At 65.4% G+C, this 19364-nt stretch carries 21 protein-coding genes; 11 read left to right on the forward strand and 10 right to left on the reverse strand.

What is annotated here, in order from left to right; all coding sequences use genetic code 11:
* Positions 1-51 precede the first annotated feature (51 nt).
* Positions 52-1044 (reverse strand): ATP-binding protein, encoded by a 993-nt coding sequence (locus XH87_RS10225; protein WP_271587169.1) that lies wholly within the window; start codon positions 1042-1044, stop codon positions 52-54.
* Positions 1045-1226: 182 nt separating this feature from the next.
* Here XH87_RS10225 and yajC point away from each other — a divergent pair, with 182 nt between their 5' ends.
* Genes yajC through XH87_RS10255 form a run of 6 tightly spaced genes read left to right on the forward strand, consistent with a single transcriptional unit; the run spans position 1227 to position 6880 of the window.
* On the forward strand, positions 1227-1595 hold the full coding sequence (gene yajC / locus XH87_RS10230; protein ID WP_027576227.1) for a preprotein translocase subunit YajC: 369 nt from the start codon (positions 1227-1229) through the stop codon (positions 1593-1595).
* Positions 1596-1654: 59 nt separating this feature from the next.
* Entirely contained in the window at positions 1655-3259 is a 1605-nt protein-coding gene (gene secD, locus XH87_RS10235) for a protein translocase subunit SecD (RefSeq protein WP_158671887.1), read from the forward strand.
* Positions 3260-3269: 10 nt separating this feature from the next.
* Positions 3270-4289 (forward strand): protein translocase subunit SecF, encoded by a 1020-nt coding sequence (gene secF, locus XH87_RS10240; protein WP_271587170.1) that lies wholly within the window; start codon positions 3270-3272, stop codon positions 4287-4289.
* A 60-nt stretch (positions 4290-4349) separates the two neighbouring features.
* Entirely contained in the window at positions 4350-4733 is a 384-nt protein-coding gene (locus XH87_RS10245; protein ID WP_271587171.1) for an Mth938-like domain-containing protein, read from the forward strand.
* Entirely contained in the window at positions 4730-5593 is an 864-nt protein-coding gene (locus tag XH87_RS10250) for a phytoene/squalene synthase family protein (protein WP_271587172.1), read from the forward strand. The genes XH87_RS10245 and XH87_RS10250 overlap by 4 nt, the downstream gene beginning before the upstream one ends.
* Before the next feature lie 45 nt (positions 5594-5638).
* Complete coding sequence (locus tag XH87_RS10255; protein ID WP_271587173.1) at positions 5639-6880, forward strand: threonine ammonia-lyase; 1242 nt, start codon at positions 5639-5641, stop codon at positions 6878-6880.
* A 19-nt stretch (positions 6881-6899) separates the two neighbouring features.
* Here the strand turns inward: XH87_RS10255 and XH87_RS10260 are convergent, their stop codons facing one another.
* The 5 genes from XH87_RS10260 to XH87_RS10280 form a co-directional block, all read right to left on the reverse strand.
* Positions 6900-8078, reverse strand: coding sequence for an aminotransferase class V-fold PLP-dependent enzyme (locus XH87_RS10260; RefSeq protein WP_271587174.1), 1179 nt, complete (start codon positions 8076-8078; stop codon positions 6900-6902).
* 78 nt (positions 8079-8156) lie between these two features.
* The gene (locus XH87_RS10265) at positions 8157-8711 is read right to left on the reverse strand and encodes a CAP domain-containing protein (protein WP_271587175.1); all 555 of its coding nucleotides are present in this window, start codon (positions 8709-8711) and stop codon (positions 8157-8159) included.
* A gap of 95 nt (positions 8712-8806) precedes the next feature.
* Positions 8807-9901 (reverse strand): AMP-binding enzyme, encoded by a 1095-nt coding sequence (locus XH87_RS10270; RefSeq protein ID WP_271587176.1) that lies wholly within the window; start codon positions 9899-9901, stop codon positions 8807-8809.
* A 7-nt stretch (positions 9902-9908) separates the two neighbouring features.
* Positions 9909-11336 (reverse strand): methylenetetrahydrofolate--tRNA-(uracil(54)-C(5))-methyltransferase (FADH(2)-oxidizing) TrmFO, encoded by a 1428-nt coding sequence (trmFO, locus tag XH87_RS10275; protein ID WP_271587177.1) that lies wholly within the window; start codon positions 11334-11336, stop codon positions 9909-9911.
* 127 nt (positions 11337-11463) lie between these two features.
* Complete coding sequence (locus XH87_RS10280) at positions 11464-11616, reverse strand: DUF1127 domain-containing protein (RefSeq protein WP_007590701.1); 153 nt, start codon at positions 11614-11616, stop codon at positions 11464-11466.
* Between the two features lie 674 nt (positions 11617-12290).
* Here XH87_RS10280 and XH87_RS10285 point away from each other — a divergent pair.
* Complete coding sequence (locus XH87_RS10285; protein WP_271587178.1) at positions 12291-12554, forward strand: hypothetical protein; 264 nt, start codon at positions 12291-12293, stop codon at positions 12552-12554.
* A gap of 62 nt (positions 12555-12616) precedes the next feature.
* On the opposite strand, the gene XH87_RS10290 is transcribed toward XH87_RS10285, so the two are convergent.
* Both XH87_RS10290 and XH87_RS10295 read right to left on the reverse strand, forming a co-directional pair.
* Positions 12617-13441, reverse strand: a complete 825-nt coding sequence (locus tag XH87_RS10290) for a lytic murein transglycosylase (protein ID WP_271587179.1) — start codon at positions 13439-13441, stop codon at positions 12617-12619.
* A gap of 141 nt (positions 13442-13582) precedes the next feature.
* The gene (locus XH87_RS10295; RefSeq protein ID WP_035702633.1) at positions 13583-14491 is read right to left on the reverse strand and encodes a DUF2189 domain-containing protein; all 909 of its coding nucleotides are present in this window, start codon (positions 14489-14491) and stop codon (positions 13583-13585) included.
* A 320-nt stretch (positions 14492-14811) separates the two neighbouring features.
* Here XH87_RS10295 and XH87_RS10300 point away from each other — a divergent pair, with 320 nt between their 5' ends.
* Positions 14812-15210, forward strand: coding sequence for a DUF3597 domain-containing protein (locus tag XH87_RS10300; RefSeq protein WP_271587180.1), 399 nt, complete (start codon positions 14812-14814; stop codon positions 15208-15210).
* 52 nt (positions 15211-15262) lie between these two features.
* On the opposite strand, the gene XH87_RS10305 is transcribed toward XH87_RS10300, so the two are convergent.
* Positions 15263-15538, reverse strand: a complete 276-nt coding sequence (locus XH87_RS10305) for a GNAT family N-acetyltransferase (RefSeq protein WP_035702614.1) — start codon at positions 15536-15538, stop codon at positions 15263-15265.
* A 278-nt stretch (positions 15539-15816) separates the two neighbouring features.
* Between XH87_RS10305 and XH87_RS10310 the strand changes: the two genes are divergently transcribed.
* Positions 15817-16212, forward strand: coding sequence for an SPW repeat protein (locus tag XH87_RS10310; RefSeq protein ID WP_035702635.1), 396 nt, complete (start codon positions 15817-15819; stop codon positions 16210-16212).
* 121 nt (positions 16213-16333) lie between these two features.
* Here XH87_RS10310 and XH87_RS10315 read toward each other — a convergent pair whose 3' ends face one another.
* The gene (locus XH87_RS10315) at positions 16334-16693 is read right to left on the reverse strand and encodes a hypothetical protein (protein WP_271587181.1); all 360 of its coding nucleotides are present in this window, start codon (positions 16691-16693) and stop codon (positions 16334-16336) included.
* 179 nt (positions 16694-16872) lie between these two features.
* On the opposite strand from XH87_RS10315, the gene XH87_RS10320 reads away from it, so the two are divergent.
* Both XH87_RS10320 and XH87_RS10325 read left to right on the forward strand, forming a co-directional pair.
* On the forward strand, positions 16873-18480 hold the full coding sequence (locus XH87_RS10320; protein ID WP_271587182.1) for an acyl-CoA synthetase: 1608 nt from the start codon (positions 16873-16875) through the stop codon (positions 18478-18480).
* A gap of 9 nt (positions 18481-18489) precedes the next feature.
* A complete protein-coding gene (locus tag XH87_RS10325; RefSeq protein ID WP_271587183.1) occupies positions 18490-19350 on the forward strand; it encodes a PCC domain-containing protein in 861 nt (286 codons plus the stop codon).
* Positions 19351-19364 lie beyond the last annotated feature (14 nt).

The raw sequence follows: 19364 nt of genomic DNA on the forward strand, positions 1-19364 counted from the left end.
AATTGCGCACAAGGCGGGGAATGACAGTTGTGGGTGAGGCAAGACCGTCCGCTACTTCGCCGTCAGCTTCACGCCGAGCCGCCCCGCCAGTTCCTGCACGAACTGCCAGGCGACGCGGCCCGAGCGGGAGCCGCGGGTCGTGGACCATTCCAGTGCCTCGCGCTCCAGCGCCTCGTCGTCGACCTTGATGCCGAAATGGCTGCAATAGCCGCGCACCATGGCGAGATATTCGTCCTGGCTGCAGCGGTGGAAGCCGAGCCAGAGGCCGAACCGATCCGACAGCGAAACCTTCTCCTCGACCGCTTCGCCCGGATTGATCGCGGTCGACCGCTCGTTCTCGATCATCTCGCGCGCCAGCAGATGGCGGCGATTGGAGGTGGCGTAGAGAATGACGTTCTCGGGCCGGCCTTCGATGCCGCCTTCGAGCACGGCCTTGAGCGACTTGTAGGACGCGTCGTTGCCGTCGAAGGAGAGGTCGTCGCAGAACACGATGAAGCTGAAGGACGAGGCCCGCAGCTGCTCCATCAGCGCCGGCAGGCTCTCGATGTCCTCGCGGTGGATCTCGATCAGCTTGAGCTTGTCGGCCGGTTTGCGCTCCGCGTTGATGCTGGCATGCGCCGCCTTCACCAGCGACGACTTGCCCATGCCGCGTGCGCCCCAGAGCAGCGCATTGTTGGCCGGCAGGCCATCGGCGAAGCGCTCGGTGTTCTCCATCAGGATGTCGCGCATCCGGTCGACGCCCTTCAGCAGGAACAGCTCGACGCGGCTGACCCGCGGCACGGCCGCAAGGCGCCCGTCGGGATGCCAGACATAGGCATCCGCCCGTTCGAACGACTCGCGCTCGACGGCCGGCCTGCCCTGGGCGGAGAGGTGCGCCGCGATCGTCTCCAGCGCGCGGACGATGCGCTCCTGGGAGAGGTCCGGGGCTGGCTTGGCGACGGCCTTGGGGGCCGCCGTGGGGCGTTTTGCCGCGACGCTGGCGGGCTTCCTGGCAGGGGTGTGGCGGCCTTTGCCGGCCGGGCTTTTGCTTGGTTTTTTTGGCATGTCCGAAGTTCCTGAGAATGCAGCCTTATCGGGCCTGACGGCGCGCCGCAAGGTGATCCAAAAGGACAGTCTGGCAGCGTTGCAATTGGGGCAATGGCCGCTATAGTCCGCGCGAATTTGACCGAACCGGTCGCCTTCGAGGGCCTGACCGGCTTTCTCCCGTTCTCACGAGGATCGTCCGAATGCTGATTACCCCTGCGTATGCCCAGGCCGCGGGCGCCGGCGACACCAACAGCATGTTGATGTCGCTGCTGCCGTTCGCCCTGATCTTCGTGATCATGTACTTCCTGATTCTGCGTCCGCAGCAGAAGAAGGTCCGCGACCACGCCGAGCTCGTGAAGAACATCCGCCGCGGCGACACCGTCGTGACCTCGGGCGGTCTCGTTGGCAAGGTCACCAAGGTCGTCGACGACGACCAGATCGAGTTCGAGATTTCTGACGGCGTGCGCGTGCGGCAGATGCGCCAGATGATCTCCGGCGTGCGAGCCAAGGGCGAGCCTGCGAAAGAAAGCTCGAAGGAAAGCGCCAAGGACGACACCGCGGCGAAGTGAGCGCTCGCGCGAGTCTCTATAAGTCTCCTGCAAGTCTCCCGATCTGACAGGTCCAGTCGATGTTGTATTTCACGCGGTGGAAGGCGCTGGGGATTATCCTGACGGCGCTGATCGTGTGCCTCTGCGCGGTCCCCAACTTCTTCCCCGAGGCGCAGGTCAAGACCTGGCCCGCCTGGGCGCAGCGCCGGCTCGTGCTCGGCCTCGACCTCCAGGGCGGCTCCTATCTGCTGCTCGAGGTCGATTCCAGCTACGTGAAGAAGGAGCGACTCGACCAGGTTCGCGACGACGTTCGCCGGACGCTGCGCGATGCCAAGATCGGCTTCACCGGCGGCGTCACCGTGCGCAATGATGCGGTCGAGGTTCGCATCACCAAGGAAGCCGACGCGCAGCCGGCGCTCGCCAAGCTGCGCGAATTGTCCCAGCCACTCGGCGGGCTGATGGGATCGAGCGGTCAGCGCGACCTCGATGTGGCTGATGCCGGCGGCGGGGTGATCCGCCTGAGCATTCCGCAGGCCGCGATGCTCGACCGCATGCGCAAGACCATCGAGCAATCGATCCAGATCGTCGAACGCCGCGTCAACGAACTCGGCACCGTCGAGCCCGTCATCCAGCGCCAGGGCAACGACCGCATTCTGGTGCAGGTCCCGGGTCTCCAGGACCCGACGCGCCTGAAGGAACTGCTGGGCAAGACCGCGAAGATGGAATTCCGCATGGTCGACACCTCCGTGCCGCCGGATCAGGCGCAGCAGGGCAGGTTGCCGCCGGAATCCGAGCTGCTGATGAGCGCATCGCCGCCGCCCACGCCTTACGTGGTCAAGAAACAGGTGCTGGTCGCCGGCGGCGACCTGACCGACGCCCAGGCGAGCTTCGACCAGCGTACGGGCGAGCCGGTCGTCAGCTTCAAGTTCAACACGTCGGGTGCGCGCAAGTTTGCGCAGGCGACGCAAGAGAACGTGGGGCTGCCGTTCGCGATCGTGCTCGACAACAAGGTGATCTCGGCGCCAGTCATTCGTGAGCCGATCACCGGCGGCCAGGGCCAGATCTCCGGCAATTTCACGGTGCAATCGGCCAACGATCTCGCGATCCTCCTGCGTGCCGGCGCGCTGCCGGCGCCGCTCACGGTGGTCGAGGAGCGCACCGTCGGTCCGGGCCTCGGCCAGGATTCGATCGAGAAGGGCGAGCTTGCGGCCTATGTCGGCTCGATCCTCGTCATCGTCTTCATGCTGTTGACCTACCGCCTGTTCGGGGTGTTCGCCAACGTCGCGGTGGCCATCAACGTCGCCATGATCTTCGGCCTGTTGTCGCTGCTCAACGCCACGCTGACGTTGCCCGGCATCGCCGGCATCGTGCTCACCGTCGGCATCGCGGTCGACTCCAACGTGCTGATCTACGAGCGCATCCGCGAGGAGCTGCGCGGCGGCCGCAACGCGATCTCGGCGATCGACGCCGGCTTCAAGCGGGCGCTCGCGACCATCCTCGATTCCAACATCACCACCTTCATTGCCGCCGCGGTGCTGTTCTACATCGGCACCGGCCCGGTGCGCGGCTTTGCCGTGACGCTCGGCATCGGCATCATCACCACGGTGTTCACCGCCTTCACCATGACCCGGCTGATCGTCGCCGGGTGGGTGCGGTGGAAGCGGCCGCAGAGCGTGCCGATCTAGGAGCCTGATCGTGACTCACACCGTTCTCATCGGGCTCGGCGTCCTCATTGCCATTCTCACCGTGGTTTCGGCCCTCGGCCTGCTGCCGTCGCTGCGCATTGTTCCGGACAACACGCATTTCGACTTCACGCGATTCCGCCGCATCAGCTTTCCGATCTCGGCGGCGCTGTCGATCGTCGCGATCACGCTGTTCTTCACCCATGGCCTGAACCTCGGCATCGACTTCAAGGGCGGCACGCTGCTGGAGGTGAAGGCGAAGTCCGGCACCGCCGACATCGCGGCGATGCGCACCAAGCTCGATGCGCTGGGTCTGGGCGAAGTCCAGCTGCAGCAGTTCGGCGGCCCCGAGAACGTCCTGATCCGTGTTGCGGAGCAGCCGGGTGGCGACGCCGCGCAGCAGGCGGCCCTGCAGAAACTTCGTGGCGCGCTCGGCGACAGCGTCGACATTCAGCGCACCGAGGTGCTCGGTCCGCGCGTCGCAGGTGAGCTCCTGGCCTACGGCATGCTCGGCCTGATGCTCGCGATCGTCGGCATCCTGATCTATCTCTGGTTCCGCTTCGAATGGCAGTTCGCGCTCGGGGCCATGATCGCCAACGTGCATGACATCGTGCTGACCATCGGATTCATGTCGATCAGCCAGGTCGATTTCGACCTGACCAGCATCGCCGCGCTTCTGACCATTCTCGGCTATTCACTCAACGACACCGTCGTCATCTACGACCGTATCCGTGAAATGCTGCGGCGCTACAAGAAGATGCCGATGCCGCAGCTGCTCAACGAGTCCATCAACTCGACGCTCTCGCGCTCGATCATCACTCACTTCACGGTGACGCTGGCGCTGCTCGCGCTGTTGTTGTTCGGCGGTCACGCGATCCACAGCTTCACCGCGGTCATGATGTTCGGCGTGGTGCTGGTCGGCACCTACACCTCGATCTTCATTGCGGCCCCGATCCTGATCTATCTCGGTGTCGGCGAGCACCGCGAAGATGCGCCCGATACCGCTACGCCGGCGAAGAAAAGCAAGGCATGATCCGAACCTCGTGCCGTCGCAGGCGTTTGCGAGGGCAGTAAGCCAATTCGGACGAAGCTCATGGCCGGCGATCCCAATGCTCCGCATTTCCCGCGCTCGGCGCCGATCGATGCCTATGGCAAGGGCGGCTTCGCCTTTGCCGGCATGTCGCATCGCGGCTCGTTGCTCTTCCTGCCCGACGCGATCTGGGCCTGGGACGTGACGGACCCCGCGAAGATCGACCGCTATTCGCTGGATCGGGTCTTCGCGGCCGCCAACAGCATCGACACGCTCCTGGTCGGCACCGGAACCGGGCCTTGGCTGCCGCCCCCGGAGCTGCGTCAGGCGCTCAAGGCGGTGAGGGTGGTGCTGGACACGATGCAGACCGGGCCCGCCGTACGGACCTACAACATCATGATCGGCGAACGGCGGCGGGTTGCCGCTGCGCTGATCGCAGTGCCATGAGCAGCCCTGCGCCGCCGCCCGACTCCGTTGCGTTCTGCGCCGATCTCGTGCGCAGCCATGACTTTCCGCGCTTCGCCGCGACCCTGTTCGCGCCAGCCGCCGAGCGCCGCGCGCTGCTGGCGCTATATGCGTTCAACGTCGAGATCGTCCGCGTCCGCGACCACGTGAGCCAACCCTTGCCCGGCGAGATCCGCCTGCAATGGTGGACGGACATGCTGTCGGGCCATGTCCATGGCAGCGCCGAGGGCAATCCGGTCGCGGCCGAGCTGCTCTGCGCGATCCGCGATTTCGAACTGCCGGTCGAGCCGCTGTCGCTGCTTGCCGAGGAGCACCAGTTCGATCTCTACAACGACCCGATGCCGACCATGGCCGCGCTGGAGGGGTATCTGGCCGCAACCTCGTCGGCGTTGTTCGGTCTGGCGGCGCAGGTTTTGGGACCGCCGTCGGAGGCGGTCGAGCATCTCGCCCGCCATGCCGGGCTGGCGCAGGGCATCGTGCAGGTCATCGCCAATCTGCCGCGCGATGCCGCGCATCGGCAATTGTTCCTGCCGCAGCAGGTGATGGCGAGGCACGATTGCAGCATGGAGGACGTCTTCGCCGGCAAGGAGACACCAAATCTCCATGCCGTGCTGGAGCAGCTTGCGGGAGAAGCCAGGCAGCATATGACGGCAGCTTCGTCGCTGCTGGCGCAGGTGGCGCCGTCCGTGCGGCCGGCGTTTCTGCCGCTGAGCCAGGCGCGCGCCGATCTCAAGCGCCTGTCGCGTCCGGGACGCAATCCGTTTGCGTTGCAGCCGTCGTCGCGGCTGCGCACGCTCTGGACGCTGTGGCGCGCCTCGCGATTGCGTGAATTTACCAAATAGAGGCTGGCTTATCGCCTGGGCCGGCCAAATGCTCTATGCTGTCCCATGGCCGATTTGTCCCAAAGCATGTCCGATCTGAGCGGCTTTCCGGTCGCGCCGGGTGACATTCATGCCGCGGCCGAGACGATCAGGGGCGCCGTCGTCCAGACACCCTGCAGCCATAGCCGCACGCTGAGCAGTATCTGCGGCTGCGACATCTGGCTCAAATTCGAGAACCTCCAATTCACTTCCTCGTTCAAGGAGCGCGGCGCGCTCAACCGGCTCACTGCGCTGACGCCGGAAGAGCGCGCGCGGGGGGTGATCGCAATGTCCGCGGGCAACCACGCGCAAGGCGTCGCCTACCACGCCAAGCGGCTCGGCATTCCCGCCACCATCGTCATGCCGATCGGCACGCCCATGGTGAAGATCGAGAACACCAGGCACCACGGCGCCGAGGTGGTGGTCACGGGCGCGACGCTGGAAGAGGCGGCCGCCTTCGCGCGCAGCCACGGTGAAGCGCGCAGCATGATCTTCGTCCACCCTTACGACGATCCGCTTGTCATCGCGGGGCAGGGCACGATCGGGCTGGAAATGCTCAAGGCGGTACCGGATCTCGACACGCTGGTCGTTCCGATCGGCGGCGGCGGGCTGATCAGCGGCATTGCCATTGCCGCGAAGTCGATCAAGCCGTCGCTGCGGATCCTGGGCGTCGAGGCCTGGCTGTATCCCTCAATGTACAACGCGATCCATGACGGCAATTTGCCTGTGCGCGGCGACACGCTCGCCGAAGGCATCGCGGTGAAATCGCCGGGGAAGATCACCACCGAAATCGTCCGCCGCCTGGTCGACGACATCGCGCTGGTCAATGAAGCCGAGCTCGAGCGCGCGGTCGCCACCCTGATCTCGATCGAGAAGACCGTGGTCGAGGGCGCCGGCGCCGCGGGCCTCGCCGCGCTGATGTCCGATCCGTCCCGGTTTGCCGGCCAGAAGGTCGGCCTGGTGCTGAGCGGAGGCAATATCGACACGCGGCTGATTGCCTCCGTCCTCACCCGCGAGTTGGCGCGCGAGGGACGGCTGACGCAATTGTCGCTCGATATTCCTGATCGCCCTGGGCAGCTTGCCGCCGTGGCCGCACTGCTGGCCGAAGCCGGCGCCAACATCATCGAGGTCTCGCATCAGCGAACCTTCTCAGATCTTCCGGCCAAGGCGACGCTGCTGCAGCTGGTCATCGAGACCCGCGACAGCGCGCATCTCGACGAGGTAATGGCGAGACTGAGCGCATCCGGACTGAGCGCGCGCTGCACCTGAGCGGTGCGCGGGCATGCCGCTATCGCGACGCCAGAGCCGCGAGGTGACCGATCAGCCGATCGATCTCGGCTTCGGTATTGTAATAGTGCGGGGATGCCCGCACGAGCGGCGGCAGCGAGCGGAGCTCGGCATCGATGCGGGTACTTGATGGGTCCGACGCGCCGATCGTGATGCCGGCGGTAGCGGCGCTGCCCACGATGGCGTCCGCCTCATACCCGTCCATCGTGAAGCTGACGATGGCGCCCGGCGCGCGGCCGAGGTCGCGAATGGCGAGGCCGCGGACGGACGCAAGGCCGTCCCGAAGGCGGTCCGCCAGCAGACGGCACTGCTGCTCGATGGGACCCATTCCGATATCGAGTGCATAATCGACGGCAGCGCCGAGCCCGAGCCGGGCCGCATAATTGTTCTCCCAGGTCTCGAAACGGCGCGCATCGTCGCGGAGCCGATATTCATCCCGCGAGACCCAGGGCGCGGCGAAATGGTCGATCATCGGTGGTTCGAGCTGTTGCAGTAGAGCCCGGCGGACGTAGAGAAAGCCCGTGCCGCGCGGGCCGCGCAAGAACTTTCGCCCCGTGGCCGACAGCATGTCGCAGCCGACCGCCTCGACGTCGACGGCCATCTGGCCGACCGCCTGACAGGCGTCGAGCAGATAGGGAATACCATGTGCCCGGGCGATCTTGCCGATCGCCGCTGCCGGATTGACCAGCCCGCCATTGGTCGGAACCCAGGTGATGGCGATCAGCTTTGTGCGCTCATCGATCATGCGTTCGAGCGCGTGCACGTCGAGTTCGCCGCTGGCATCGCTCGGCACGACATCGATCGTCGCGCCGGTTCGCTTCGCGACCTGAAGAAAGGCGACATAGTTGGCAGCGTATTCGGCCTCGGCCGTCAGGATGCGGTCGCCCTTGCGGAAGGGAAGCGCGTAGAACGCCATCTGCCAGGCAACCGTCGCGTTCTCCACCAGGGCGATCTCGTCAGGTGCGGCATTGAGCAGACGCGCCACCGAGCCATACACCGCGTCGAGCCGATCGGATTCACGGTCGGCGGCGGCATAGCCGCCAATTTCGCTTTCCAGGTCGATATGTCCCTTCACTGCCGCGACGACCGGCGCCGGCATCAGAGCCGCACCCGCATTGTGCAGGTATGCGAGCCGGCTGGTGGCTGGTGTGTCGGCACGTATCCGGTCGAGGTCGATCACTTACGCCTCCGCTTCTCGCGATCTTCGTGCATGAATTAGACGCGTCGAGGACTGCGAGCAAGACGGCGCAGTCTTGGCTCAGATGCAGAGGCTGAGCAGCTTGATTGTGCAGGCGCTGGATCTGGGCTTGGTTGCGGGCGCCGCCTCGCGCTTCACGGCAACCAGCGGCTCCTTGTCCTTCTTGCCCTTACCCTTGCCCTTCTCGTAATCGCCGGCGATCACCATGGCCCAATAGGTGCGCTTGCCGCTGGCATTCCTGGCGCTGGCGATGCCGACGCGGGAGGCGTTGTGCAGCAGCAGGTTCTTGCGGTGCCCGGACGAGTCGATCCACTGTCCCAGCGTCTTCTCGAAATTGTCGTAGCCGTAGGCGATGTTCTCGGCGGCGCGGCCCGCGCCCGCCGGCGCGACGCGACGGTTGAAGGGCCCGAGCGCGTCGTGACTGAGATCATCCTTCGCCGCCATGGCGCGGGCCTGGTCCATGGCGATGCGGTCGAGGGTGGCATCGCGGACGACGCGGACCTCACCGTGCTTGAGACGGAAGCTGGAGATAAGCTCGGCCGGAGATTCGGCCATGGCTGGCACAGCCGTCAGCAGCAGGAAGCCGGCGATCAGGCCGCCAACCACACGATGCATCATCGTCCCCCGAGTCCCCATGATCCCGCCAAGCCCGAATGATCCGACCGCTTCTCTATCGCCAATGTGGAGGCTTCAAGGCACGGACCGCCACACTAGCTCGCCGGCAGGTTCGCCTCGAAATTGAAGCGGTCGCGCAGGTTCTTGCGCTGCTCCAGGATATCCTTGAGGAAGGCACGGTCCTGCTCGTTCTTCATCATGGGCTCGATCAGGTCGAGCTGGTTCATGGCGACCAGTTGCAGCACCTCGGTGCGCGGCTTGCCGCTGGTGGTGCGTGGCAGGGCGTGCACGACCTGGATGTGCTCGGGCGGCTTCGGTCCCTTGGCCGCGGCAAGCTCGCTGCGGAGCTGGCCTTCGAGCGCGGCCTGATCGGCCTCGACGAAGGCGTAGAGCCCGACGCCGGAGCGGCGGTCGGCAAAGGCGACGATGGCGGTATCGCGCACGGCGGGATTCCGGCGGATCAGTTCGGCGAGCACCGGCGCGTCATTGACGAGCCGCCGGCCGCCGCCCTCGCGGTCGGTGAAGTTGAACAGGCCGCGGGTGATGGCGCGATAGACCTTCTTGCCGGTGGCGAGCCACAGGCTCGCGGCGAGCGACTTCTTCGCCAGGATCTTCCGCTCCCGCGGCGTCAGCGCCTCCGGCGCGTAGGAGCGCTTGTGCTTCAGCAGGTGCCGCAGGTCTTCATAGGCGAGGATGCGATAGAGCCGGCCGCGCCGGGCAAAGCAGGCCGCAAGCTGGAAGTCGGTCACATAGGCCCGGCCGTCGCGGCCGACCAGCCAGTTCTGCTCCTTGGCGAGATCGTTGTGGCAGATACCGGCACGGCGCAGCCGGCGCAGCGCGGTCTTGGCCGAGCGGAAATAGGCGAGATCGCCATGGGGCTTTGCCAGATGCAGCGCGACGCCGTCGACGAAGCCGCGCACCAGAGCGCGGCGTCCGGCCCACAGCAGCTCGGGACCGACGTTGAGGCCCTTGGCGCGCACCAGCGCGTGCTTCTCGCGGGCGAACAGATGGCGTGCGAGCAGAAACGACCACCATGGCACCTCGTCGAGCCGGCGCAGCACCGCGTCGGTCTCGCCGCCCTCGTTGCGGAAGCGGCCGCGCTCGACGGTCGAGAACACGTCGCGCTTGAGCAGCACGCCTTCGGTCCAGCGCGCCGACAGCTCCGCGGCATCGTCCTTGGGGAGGCTCATCGAAAACTCACGCGGCAGCGGCAATGCGCAGGTGATCGGCGATCCAGCGGTCGAGATCGGCGAGCGCCCGTGCGCTCATCGCCTGCTTCTTGGCCACCGTCTTCTCGTTGCCGCGCAACCGCGTGCCGTCGGGCTTCTTGGTCGGCACGTTTGCGAGCGGCGGGAACAGGCCGAAATTGATGTTCATCGGCTGGAACGAGCGCGTGCCCGGTTCGATCGTCTCGATATGGCCGCCGGTGATGTGGCCGAGCAGCGATCCAAGCGCGGTCGTGTTCGGCGGACTTGCAAGCGTCTCGCCGCGCGCGTCCGCGGCGGCGTAGAGACCGGCGATCAAGCCGACGCTGGCGGATTCCACGTAGCCTTCGCAGCCGGTCATCTGACCGGCGAAGCGCAGCCGCGGCTGCGCGCGCAGGCGCAACTGGCCGTCGAGCAGCTTTGGCGAGTTCAGGAAGGTGTTGCGATGCAGGCCGCCGAGACGGGCGAACTCCGCCTTTTCCAGCCCTGGAATGGTGCGGAAGATGCGCTGCTGCTCGCCATACTTCAATTTCGTCTGGAAGCCGACGATGTTGTAGAGCGTGCCGAGCTTGTTGTCCTGACGGAGCTGCACGATCGCATAGGCCTTCGTGGCGGGATCGTGCGGATTGGTGAGGCCGACGGGCTTCATGGGACCATGGCGCAGCGTCTCGGGGCCGCGCTCCGCCATCACCTCGATCGGCAGACAGCCGTCGAAATAGGGCGTGTTGGTCTCCCACTCCTTGAACTCGGTCTTCTCGCCTGACATCAGCGCGGCGACGAAGCCGTCATACTGCTCCTTGGTCATCGGGCAGTTGATGTAATCGGCGCCGTTGCCGCCGGGGCCGACCTTGTCGTAGCGCGACTGGAACCAGGCCACCGACATGTCGATGGACTCGCGGTGCACGATCGGCGCGATCGCGTCGAAGAAGGCGAGGGCGTTCTCGTCGGTCAGCGCGCGGATCGCATCGGCGAGCGGCGCCGAGGTGAGGGGGCCGGTGGCAACGATGACGTTGCTCCAGTGGGCCGGCGGCAGGCCATCGACTTCGCCGCGGGCGATCTCGATGAGGGGATGGTCGTTGAGGGCCCTGGTCACGGCCGCGGAGAAGCCGTCGCGGTCGACCGCGAGTGCGCCTCCGGCGGGCACCTGGTTGGCATCGGCCGCGCGCATGATCAGCGAGTCGAGCCGGCGCATCTCCGCATGCAAGAGGCCGACGGCGTTGTTGGCGGCATCGTCCGAGCGGAACGAATTGGAGCATACGAGCTCGGCGAGCCCGTCGGTGCGGTGCGCCTCGGTCGTGCGGTCCGGCCGCATCTCGTGCAGCACCACGGGCACGCCCGATTTCGCCACTTGCCAGGCAGCTTCGGAACCGGCGAGGCCGGCGCCGATCACGTGGACGATGTTGGATTGGGGTCCTGTCATGGGGCGGACAGGTAGCGCTTTTCCACGGAGAGTGGAATCGCCGAGATCGAGTTTTCTGCCATCAGAAACGACAACGCCCGCACGAGGCGGGCGCTATCGGTCCGTTCCGGTGAAGGGCTGAATGATATCAGCCCTGATACTGGCCGGCGGCAACGCGCGGGATGTCCGAGCGATCGAGGCCGATATCGGCCAGTTCGCGATCGCTGAGCTGGGACAGCTCGGCAACATTGCGCTGATAGTCCCGGAAGGCCTGGATCATGCGGATGAGCGAGAGCAGCATTGGTAGTCTCCTGTAGTTCGATTCAGCCCTTGTCCGGGCCTCATCGTTGAAATGAATATAGGTGAGAGTGGTGCAGTGCGAAAGTTCCGATGTTGCGATGCAGCTAAGCGAAGCGCGCATAGCGCAGGTAAGGGGTGATTAACCTCTTGGCGGTCTTGCCCAGGAGTTGAGCGGAGCTGACCGTCTTCTGCAATAAAATACCGTGAAATCACGGGTTTATAACAGGCGTTTGCGGTTCCCGATGAGATTGAAATGGGTTGCGTCCTCATAATCCGCAACACGATGCGTTAGCTTGTAAGCCCAAGTCCCGCATGCATGGATCGCATGAAACGTAAGATATAGAAGTGAATATAAATTACAGTATTTGATCCGTCATCCGTCCGCGCAGGCTACGATTCGCGGGCGCTGCCCGACAGGATTGGCATCGGCGCACCCTGGTGCATGCGCCGCCATAAGTCTGGGGCCAATCACCGCCCCATTTGATGCGGTGCATACACGGCATACGTGCGTCCCCTGACGACCAAGCGCATGCGGCTCTGCGCGGCGTGCAATATCACGCAATTCTCGCGGAGAATTTATTGCGGCAAGTTGCCGCATCCGGAGGAAAGTCATGACACAGATTCCAGCAATGTCGCCGGGTCTGGCCCAAGAACAAGAGAAGGGAAAGTAACATCATGACGAAGTTACTCGGGGTTATCGCAATTGCCGCCGCCGCGTTCGCGGTCGCACCGGTCCAGGCCGCCAAGCACGCCGTGGGCGGCTGCAGCGGGGCCAATCTGGAGAAGACGGAGACCGCGATCGAGAACATGGCCGACGGCGACAGCAAGTTCGTCGCGCAGAAGGAGATCGCGGCGGCGCAGGGCGCGCTGCTCAACGGCAAGATGGGTGCGTGCGGCGCGCACCTGAACAAGGCGACGCACGCCGCCATGGGCAAGTGAACGCTGACCAAGAGAGGGCCGGTCGCCTGGCGGTCGGCCCTGTGAATTTTATCGAGTGTTGTCTAAGGAGCGCGTGCCAGCTGGGTTGCGAAATAGGCGACGGTCTTGGAATAGACCTCGCTCTTGTTCCACTGCTGCAGCACCGTAAAATTCGGACTGCCGGGCTGCCAATCCTTGCCCTTCTGCCAGCCATAGCCGGCAAGATAGTTGGCGGTGGAGGCGAGTACGTCCGGCGCGTTATGCAGGAGATCGCGCTTGCCATTGCCGTCGAAATCGACGGCATATTTCATCCAGGACGACGGCATGAACTGGGTCTGGCCGAGCTCGCCGGCCCAGGCGCCCTTCATATCGGCTGGGGCGAGATCGCCGCGCTGGACGATGCGCAGCGCATCCATCAGCTCGGCTCGAAACTGCTCGGAGCGGCGGCAGTCGTAGGCGAGCGTTGCCAGCGATCGGATGGTGGCGAACTTGCCGGTGTTGACGCCGAAATCGGTCTCCAGGCCCCAGATCGCGACCAGGACCTCGCCGGGCACGCCGTAGGCCTGCTCGATGCGCGACAGCACGGAGCCGTATTGCTTCATCCTGTTGGAGCCGCGCTCCAGGCGTGGCGGCACCATGCGGCCGGAAAACTCCTCGAAGGACTGGGTGAAGACCTTTTGCGAGCGGTCGCGGTTGAGCACGCTCTGATCGAGCGTCACGCCGGCGAGCCCGGCGGTGATGGCCTGCTGCGAGATGCCCTTCGCCGCGGCGTCGGTCTTGAAATCTGCGAGCCAAGCGTCGAAATTGCCCGACCCGCAAGCAACGGCGGCCGCCGCTGGCTGGGCGGACAGAATAAACGCGGAAAGGGTGAAGGCTGCGACAGCGAGACGGGAAATCGTCGGGGTCATTCGAGCAAATGAATTCCGTGAAGCGATCTGAGAAGCGATCTGACCGACGGGCGCAATCTCAGTTGGAACCGCGGCCAAAGCAAGGCGCCCACCAGCTGCGATCCTGCCCGAGCCGGGGCAGGATCGCATGTCACGATATCGTCAGGCGTCCGTCCGATTTCGCCACGGGAAGAGGTTGGCCGGGAAGTCGGCGGCGGGCTTGCGCGGACGATGCGGCGGGGGCGGTACCGGCCGTGCCCCGGGCTCCGAGGCGATCACTTTGCGGTAGAGGTGCCAGGTGGCATGACCGAGCAGGGGGATCACCACGGCGAGGCCGAGGAACGCCGGTATGGTCCCGAGCGCGAGCAGCACCGCCACGATCACGCCCCAGGCCGCCATCGGCACCGGGTTTCTTGCGACGACGCGCAACGACGTCACCATCGACTCGAACGCGCCGGCATGACGGTCCAGCATCAAGGGGAACGACACGACGCTGATGCAGAGCGCGGCGAGCGCGAACAGGAAGCCCGTGCCGCAGCCGACCGCGATCAGCCACCAGCCTCGCTGCGTGGTCAGCACGCGCGTCATGAAGTCCGAAAGGCCGGTGACGCCCTCGTAGCCGAATGCCGCGATATAGATCGCCTGCGCGGTCGCAACCCAGGTGACGAACAGGGCGAGCAGCAACGTGCCGAGGCCGAGCATCGCACCGAACGAAGGCGAGCGCAGCACCTCCATGGCATCCCAGGCGCTGGCCGGTTCATAGCGTTCGCGCCGGCTGGACAGCTCGTAGAGTCCCAGCGCCGCGAATGGCCCGATCAACGCGAAGCCGGCAGCCAGCGGAAACAACAGCGGCAGCACCGAATAGCCCATCACCGCGCGGGCGAGCACGAGGCCGAGCACCGGGTAGATCACGCAGAGGATGATGGCGTGGCTCGGAACGGCCTTGAAGTCTTCCCAGCCGCGCCTGAGCGCATCCTGCAAATCTGACAGTCGGATGGTTCGGATCACCGGTCCAGCCGCATCCGAGGGCTGGGCCATCCCGGGGACATTGCCCTGATAGAGTGTGGCCATGGTCGCTAGCTCCCTTGCCGGGCGGCCGAGTCCGACGCCGGCAACGGCGCAAGCGGCCGCCATTCTTTGAAATTTCGCGATCCCGACCAGACGCGAATTCCGGATGGCATCGCGAACTGAAGGGCAAGCATACTCCCAAGTCCAAGTCCTGTCCCTCACGCTTGGGTGAAATTCGATGCCGCGGCGCAACCACAACGACGTCATTCTGTCGTCATTTCGCCGCAGATAAGCTGATGCTGGTCGTTCGCGGAGCTTCGCGGGCACAGCGCAGTGACTTCGTCTATAAGGCCCTTCCAACGGATCCTTTTCGGGGAGCAGACATGAGCATTTTCGGGAAAATCATGAGCGCGATCTTCGGCAGCCAGCCGGCCACCGCCGCGCCCGCCGGTGGCGCAGCATCGCCCGGCGCGCCCGCAGGGGCGCCAGGCGCTTCGGCGCCGGCCGCCGCGCCCATGGCCGCCGTCGATGTGGCGGCGATCGTCGACAAGGCGGCGGCCGCACATAAGGGCGAGAAGCTGGAATGGCGCACCTCGATCGTCGATCTCATGAAGGCGCTCGACATCGATTCCAGCCTCGCTGCGCGCAAGGATCTCGCCAAGGAGCTGGGCTACAGCGGCGACATGAACGACTCGGCGAGCATGAACGTCTGGCTGCACAAGCAGGTGATGTCAAAGCTCGCCGCCAACGGCGGCAAGCTGCCGCCGGAGATCAAGCACTGACCCGCCCCTGGTCGCGCCGCAGGGGCCCGCGATCTCGCGGGTCCCTTCGCTTTCAGGCGACCAGATCCGCATCCTCCGGATGCCTGGCGAGATAGTCGACGACGAAGCCGCAGCCGGCGATCACCTTCCTGCCGTCGCGCCGGATCATGTCCAGCGCGCCCTTGACCAGCTCGGACCCGATGCCACGGCCGCGCAGCGCGCGCGGAGTCTCGGTGTGGGTGATGATGACGGCGGACGGCGTCAGCCGGTAGTTGGCGAAAGCGATGTCGCTGCCGACATCGAGCTCGAACCGGCTCCTGTCCTTGTTGTCACGTACCGATGCCGCCATGGCAGATCCTTCCGAAGGGAGCGTAGCCTTTGATCTAGGGGGCCGAGCCCGCCTTTGGCAAGGCGCGGCCAACGCAGCTCGCCGCACGGAAGCCAGCTGCAAATGCACCTGCCTGGTGCCGCAGCGTCAATAATTCCGGACTCCGCCCTTGCATGTCCCATGGCGGTTCCCACGTCCTAGCAAGGACATACGCCCGAATCCGGCCGGCAGGGTCGCCAGATATTCGGAGTGTCATGATCGCCGGCCGCAGACGTATGCCTCTTTTGCAGGAGGGTACGATGTCGGACTTTGGTTTCTTGAAGACTCATCGAACATGGGAGGACTGGTGCGGGATGCTGGTCGGCGCGCTGATCGTGGCTTCGCCGTGGTTCCCCGTCCAGGAGGAGGCGATCGCCGGACACCAGACGGTCATCCTGAACACGGTCGCGATCGGTCTGGTCGTGTTTGGCATCAGCCAGCTCGAATATGTGGCCTTGCAGCGCTGGGAAGAGGTGGCGACCATCCTGGTCGGGCTGTGGCTCATCGCCTCGCCTTACGTGATCGGCTATTCCGGTGAGGGCTTTCTCCGCATCTATCACACGAGCCTCGGTGCGGTGGTGGTGCTGCTCGGCATACTCCAGCTGTGGCAGGACTGGGACATGACCGACCAGGACTTGCTCAAGCACGGACAGTAGGCCGTAGATTTCGGCAGGCGATGACGTCGCTCATGTCGTTGCCCCTCCAGCTGCCAGCCGCGCGTACGAAGCCGTAACGCGCGGTTGGGTCGGCAGCTGTCCGATGCTGAGGTCGTTCGGTTCAATCGCTCGCTTTGGCGAGCCTGGAATCTTCGGCCTGAGGCTGCGGGTGGAGGCAGCCGTGGCAGATGAGCAGGGAGCGGTTGACCCTGGCGTCCTGCTCGGCCTCGATGCCGTCCTGCGCCTGCCACCATTCCTTCGAAGAGGGCTGAACGCCAGCTTGCGGCCTGTTGCGCTCGGATCTGGCAGCGGTCCGCGTTGGTTGTGACGAAGCGCGCGGCTGATTGGGATCCTGACCGGCGCCATCCCAAGCATAGCGCGCAGGCTTGAAGGCGGGATCGGAGGCCAGATGCGTCTGCGGCCCCATGGCGCATCCGGCCAGCGCCAACGACAACAGCAGGAGGGCGGGCGCTTTGACCATGATGCGGTACTCTGTACGCGAGAACTAACCGAGGTTGCGCCAATCATATTTAAGATTCCCTGAACGCGCAGGGCAGCAGGTCCACGGCAGCCGGCCTTGCAGGGGCGCTGGCGATGGCGATAAATGAGCTGCAATGAGCGGGCAGCCTGGGCGCTGTCCGTCGTCGAAGAGGAAGCCCCATGCAGCCCCTGCGCATGTCCCGCCGCGTCATGAATCTCGCTCACATGCTGACCCAGAATGCGCGCCGGCATGGCGCGCGTCCCGGTTTCGTCTGGGGAGACAAATCCTGGACCTGGCGCGAGATCGATGCGCAGGTCTCGGCGCTGGCCGCAGCGCTTGCCGCGCGTGGCATCGTCAAGGGCGACCGCATTCTCGTCCATTCCAAGAACGGCGAGGAGATGTTCGTCTCTATGTTCGCCGCGTTCCGGCTCGGCGCGGTCTGGGTGCCCACCAATTTCCGCCTGATGCCGGACGAGGTCAGCTATCTCGCGCAGGCCTCCGGCGCCAAGGCGTTTCTGTGCCATGTTGATTTTCCCGAGCACGCTGCGGTCGTGAGCGGCGGCGCGCTGGAATTCACCTGGAGCATCGATGGCAGGGCCGCGTTCGGCGAGTGGACGGTTGCCGATGCCATCGCATCGCAGGCCGGCGCGAACGTGGCGAACGTCGCTGTCGAGCACGACGATCCCTGCTGGTTCTTCTTCACGTCCGGCACCACCGGCCGCTCCAAGGCGGCCGTGCTGACCCACGGCCAGATGGGATTCGTCGTCACCAATCATCTCGCCGACCTGACACCAGGGGTGACGGAGCAGGATGCCTCGCTGGTGGTGGCGCCGCTGTCGCACGGCGCCGGCGTGCACCAGTTGATGCAGACCGCGCGTGGCGCATGCACCGTGCTGCTGCCGACCGAAAAATTCGACATCAACGAGGCGTTCCGCCTGATCGAGGCGCATCGCGTCGGCAATCTCTTCACGGTGCCGACGATCCTCAAGATGATGGTCGAGCATCCCTCCGCCGACAAATACGATCATTCCTCGCTGCGCCAGGTCATCTATGCGGGCGCGCCGATGTATCGCGAAGACCAGAAGGCTGCGCTGAAGAAGCTCGGCAGGGTGATCGTGCAGTATTTCGGCCTTGGCGAGGTCACCGGCAACATCACCGTGCTGCCGGCCGCGCTGCACGATCCCGAGGACGGCCCGCATGCGAAGATCGGCACCTGCGGCTTCGAGCGCACCGGCATGCAGGTCTCGATCCAGGACGACGAGGGCCGGGAGCTCAAAGCCAACCAGAGCGGCGAGATCTGCGTGATCGGGCCTGCCGTGTTCGCCGGCTATTACGATAACCCCGAAGCCAATGCGAAGGCGTTCCGCAACGGCTGGTTCCGCACCGGCGATCTCGGCCACATGGACGAGGAGGGTTTCGTCTACATCACGGGACGCGCCTCCGACATGTACATCTCCGGCGGCTCCAACATCTATCCGCGCGAGATCGAGGAGAAGATCCTGACCCATCCCGCGGTGGGCGAGGTCGCCGTGCTCGGTGTGCCCGATGCGACCTGGGGCGAGGTCGGCGTTGCCGTCTGCGTCGCGCGCGAGGGCGCGAACGCCGTGAGCGAGGCCGAGATGGCGGCGTTCCTCTCGCCGAAAGTGCCGCGCTACAAGATGCCCAAGCGGTTCTTCTTCTGGGAGGCGCTGCCGAAATCCGGCTACGGCAAGGTGCCGAAGCGCATGGTGCGTGACGAGCTCGAGGCGCGCGGGCTGCTCGACCTCGACAAGACCAGGACGGGCTGAGCGCAGGTGATGCGCAGGATCAAGCAGCCGGGCGCGCCGGTCCCTGAGCGCATTCAATGGGTGGAGGCGAGGGGGCGCGCTTTCGCATTCACGCTTCAAGCGGGTCTGCCGCTGCTGGAAGCCGCGCGGCGCGGCTTGGCCGCGGAAGGTTTTGCCGGCGGCGTGCTGAATTTCCGGCGCGGCACGCTTGGGCCGTTCGCCTATGTCATGCCCGCGCTGTCGAAGACCGGCGAGAACGCCGCGTTCTACAGCGACACTTACCGGCCCGGCGGCGTGACCCGCACGAAGCTCGGCAGCATGACGCTCGGCATGCGCGACGGCGCGCCGTTCTTTCATTGCCATGGGCTGTGGACCGAGGCGGATGGCAAGGCGAGCGGCGGCCACATGATGCCGGATGAGACCATTGTTGCCGAACCGTTCGAGGTCGAGGCCTTCGGCATTGAAGGTGCGATGTTTACCGCCGAGCCCGATCCGGAGACCAATTTCAAGCTGTTCGGGCCGGTGTCGGCCGCGCGCATCGGCGCGCGCACGACGAGCCGCGCTTTCGCGCTGCGGCTGCGGCCCAATCAGGACTTTGCCTTCTGCCTCGAAGGCTTCTGCCGTGCACACGGCATTGCGCGTGCGAAAATTCATGGCGGCGTCGGCTCGACCATCGGCGCGCGTTTCGCCCATGGCGGCGTCACCGAGCCGTTTGCCACCGAACTGGCGATCACGGCCGGTGCAATCGCGCCCGGTCCCGCCGGTGCGCTGAAAGCCGCGCTGGACGTTGCCTTGATCGACTACACCGGCGGCATTGCGGAGGGCCGTCTGATCCGCGGCGACAATCCTGTGCTGATGACCATGGAGCTGGTGCTGGAGGTGGTGGATTAGCCTGCTGGGCCTGG

The sequence above is a fragment of the Bradyrhizobium sp. CCBAU 53415 genome (assembly GCF_028128735.1).
In the GTDB taxonomy this organism is placed as follows: Bacteria; Pseudomonadota; Alphaproteobacteria; order Rhizobiales; family Xanthobacteraceae; genus Bradyrhizobium.

Excerpts from the sequence above, each read along its gene's own strand:
- XH87_RS10300 (WP_271587180.1), top strand. The coding sequence starts at position 14,812 with ATGAGCATTTTCGGGAAAATCATGAGCGCGATCTTCGGCAGCCAGCCG.
- XH87_RS10265 (WP_271587175.1), bottom strand. The coding sequence starts at position 8,711 with ATGCATCGTGTGGTTGGCGGCCTGATCGCCGGCTTCCTGCTGCTGACG.
- XH87_RS10295 (WP_035702633.1), bottom strand. The coding sequence starts at position 14,491 with ATGGCCACACTCTATCAGGGCAATGTCCCCGGGATGGCCCAGCCCTCG.
- XH87_RS10225 (WP_271587169.1), bottom strand. The coding sequence starts at position 1,044 with ATGCCAAAAAAACCAAGCAAAAGCCCGGCCGGCAAAGGCCGCCACACC.
- XH87_RS10250 (WP_271587172.1), top strand. The coding sequence starts at position 4,730 with ATGAGCAGCCCTGCGCCGCCGCCCGACTCCGTTGCGTTCTGCGCCGAT.
- yajC (WP_027576227.1), top strand. The coding sequence starts at position 1,227 with ATGCTGATTACCCCTGCGTATGCCCAGGCCGCGGGCGCCGGCGACACC.
- XH87_RS10325 (WP_271587183.1), top strand. The coding sequence starts at position 18,490 with ATGCGCAGGATCAAGCAGCCGGGCGCGCCGGTCCCTGAGCGCATTCAA.
- trmFO (WP_271587177.1), bottom strand. The coding sequence starts at position 11,336 with ATGACAGGACCCCAATCCAACATCGTCCACGTGATCGGCGCCGGCCTC.
- XH87_RS10310 (WP_035702635.1), top strand. The coding sequence starts at position 15,817 with ATGTCGGACTTTGGTTTCTTGAAGACTCATCGAACATGGGAGGACTGG.
- XH87_RS10280 (WP_007590701.1), bottom strand. The coding sequence starts at position 11,616 with ATGCTGCTCTCGCTCATCCGCATGATCCAGGCCTTCCGGGACTATCAG.
- XH87_RS10305 (WP_035702614.1), bottom strand. The coding sequence starts at position 15,538 with ATGGCGGCATCGGTACGTGACAACAAGGACAGGAGCCGGTTCGAGCTC.
- XH87_RS10320 (WP_271587182.1), top strand. The coding sequence starts at position 16,873 with ATGCAGCCCCTGCGCATGTCCCGCCGCGTCATGAATCTCGCTCACATG.
- XH87_RS10290 (WP_271587179.1), bottom strand. The coding sequence starts at position 13,441 with ATGACCCCGACGATTTCCCGTCTCGCTGTCGCAGCCTTCACCCTTTCC.
- XH87_RS10255 (WP_271587173.1), top strand. The coding sequence starts at position 5,639 with ATGGCCGATTTGTCCCAAAGCATGTCCGATCTGAGCGGCTTTCCGGTC.
- XH87_RS10270 (WP_271587176.1), bottom strand. The coding sequence starts at position 9,901 with ATGAGCCTCCCCAAGGACGATGCCGCGGAGCTGTCGGCGCGCTGGACC.
- XH87_RS10315 (WP_271587181.1), bottom strand. The coding sequence starts at position 16,693 with ATGGTCAAAGCGCCCGCCCTCCTGCTGTTGTCGTTGGCGCTGGCCGGA.
- XH87_RS10285 (WP_271587178.1), top strand. The coding sequence starts at position 12,291 with ATGACGAAGTTACTCGGGGTTATCGCAATTGCCGCCGCCGCGTTCGCG.
- secD (WP_158671887.1), top strand. The coding sequence starts at position 1,655 with ATGTTGTATTTCACGCGGTGGAAGGCGCTGGGGATTATCCTGACGGCG.
- XH87_RS10245 (WP_271587171.1), top strand. The coding sequence starts at position 4,350 with ATGGCCGGCGATCCCAATGCTCCGCATTTCCCGCGCTCGGCGCCGATC.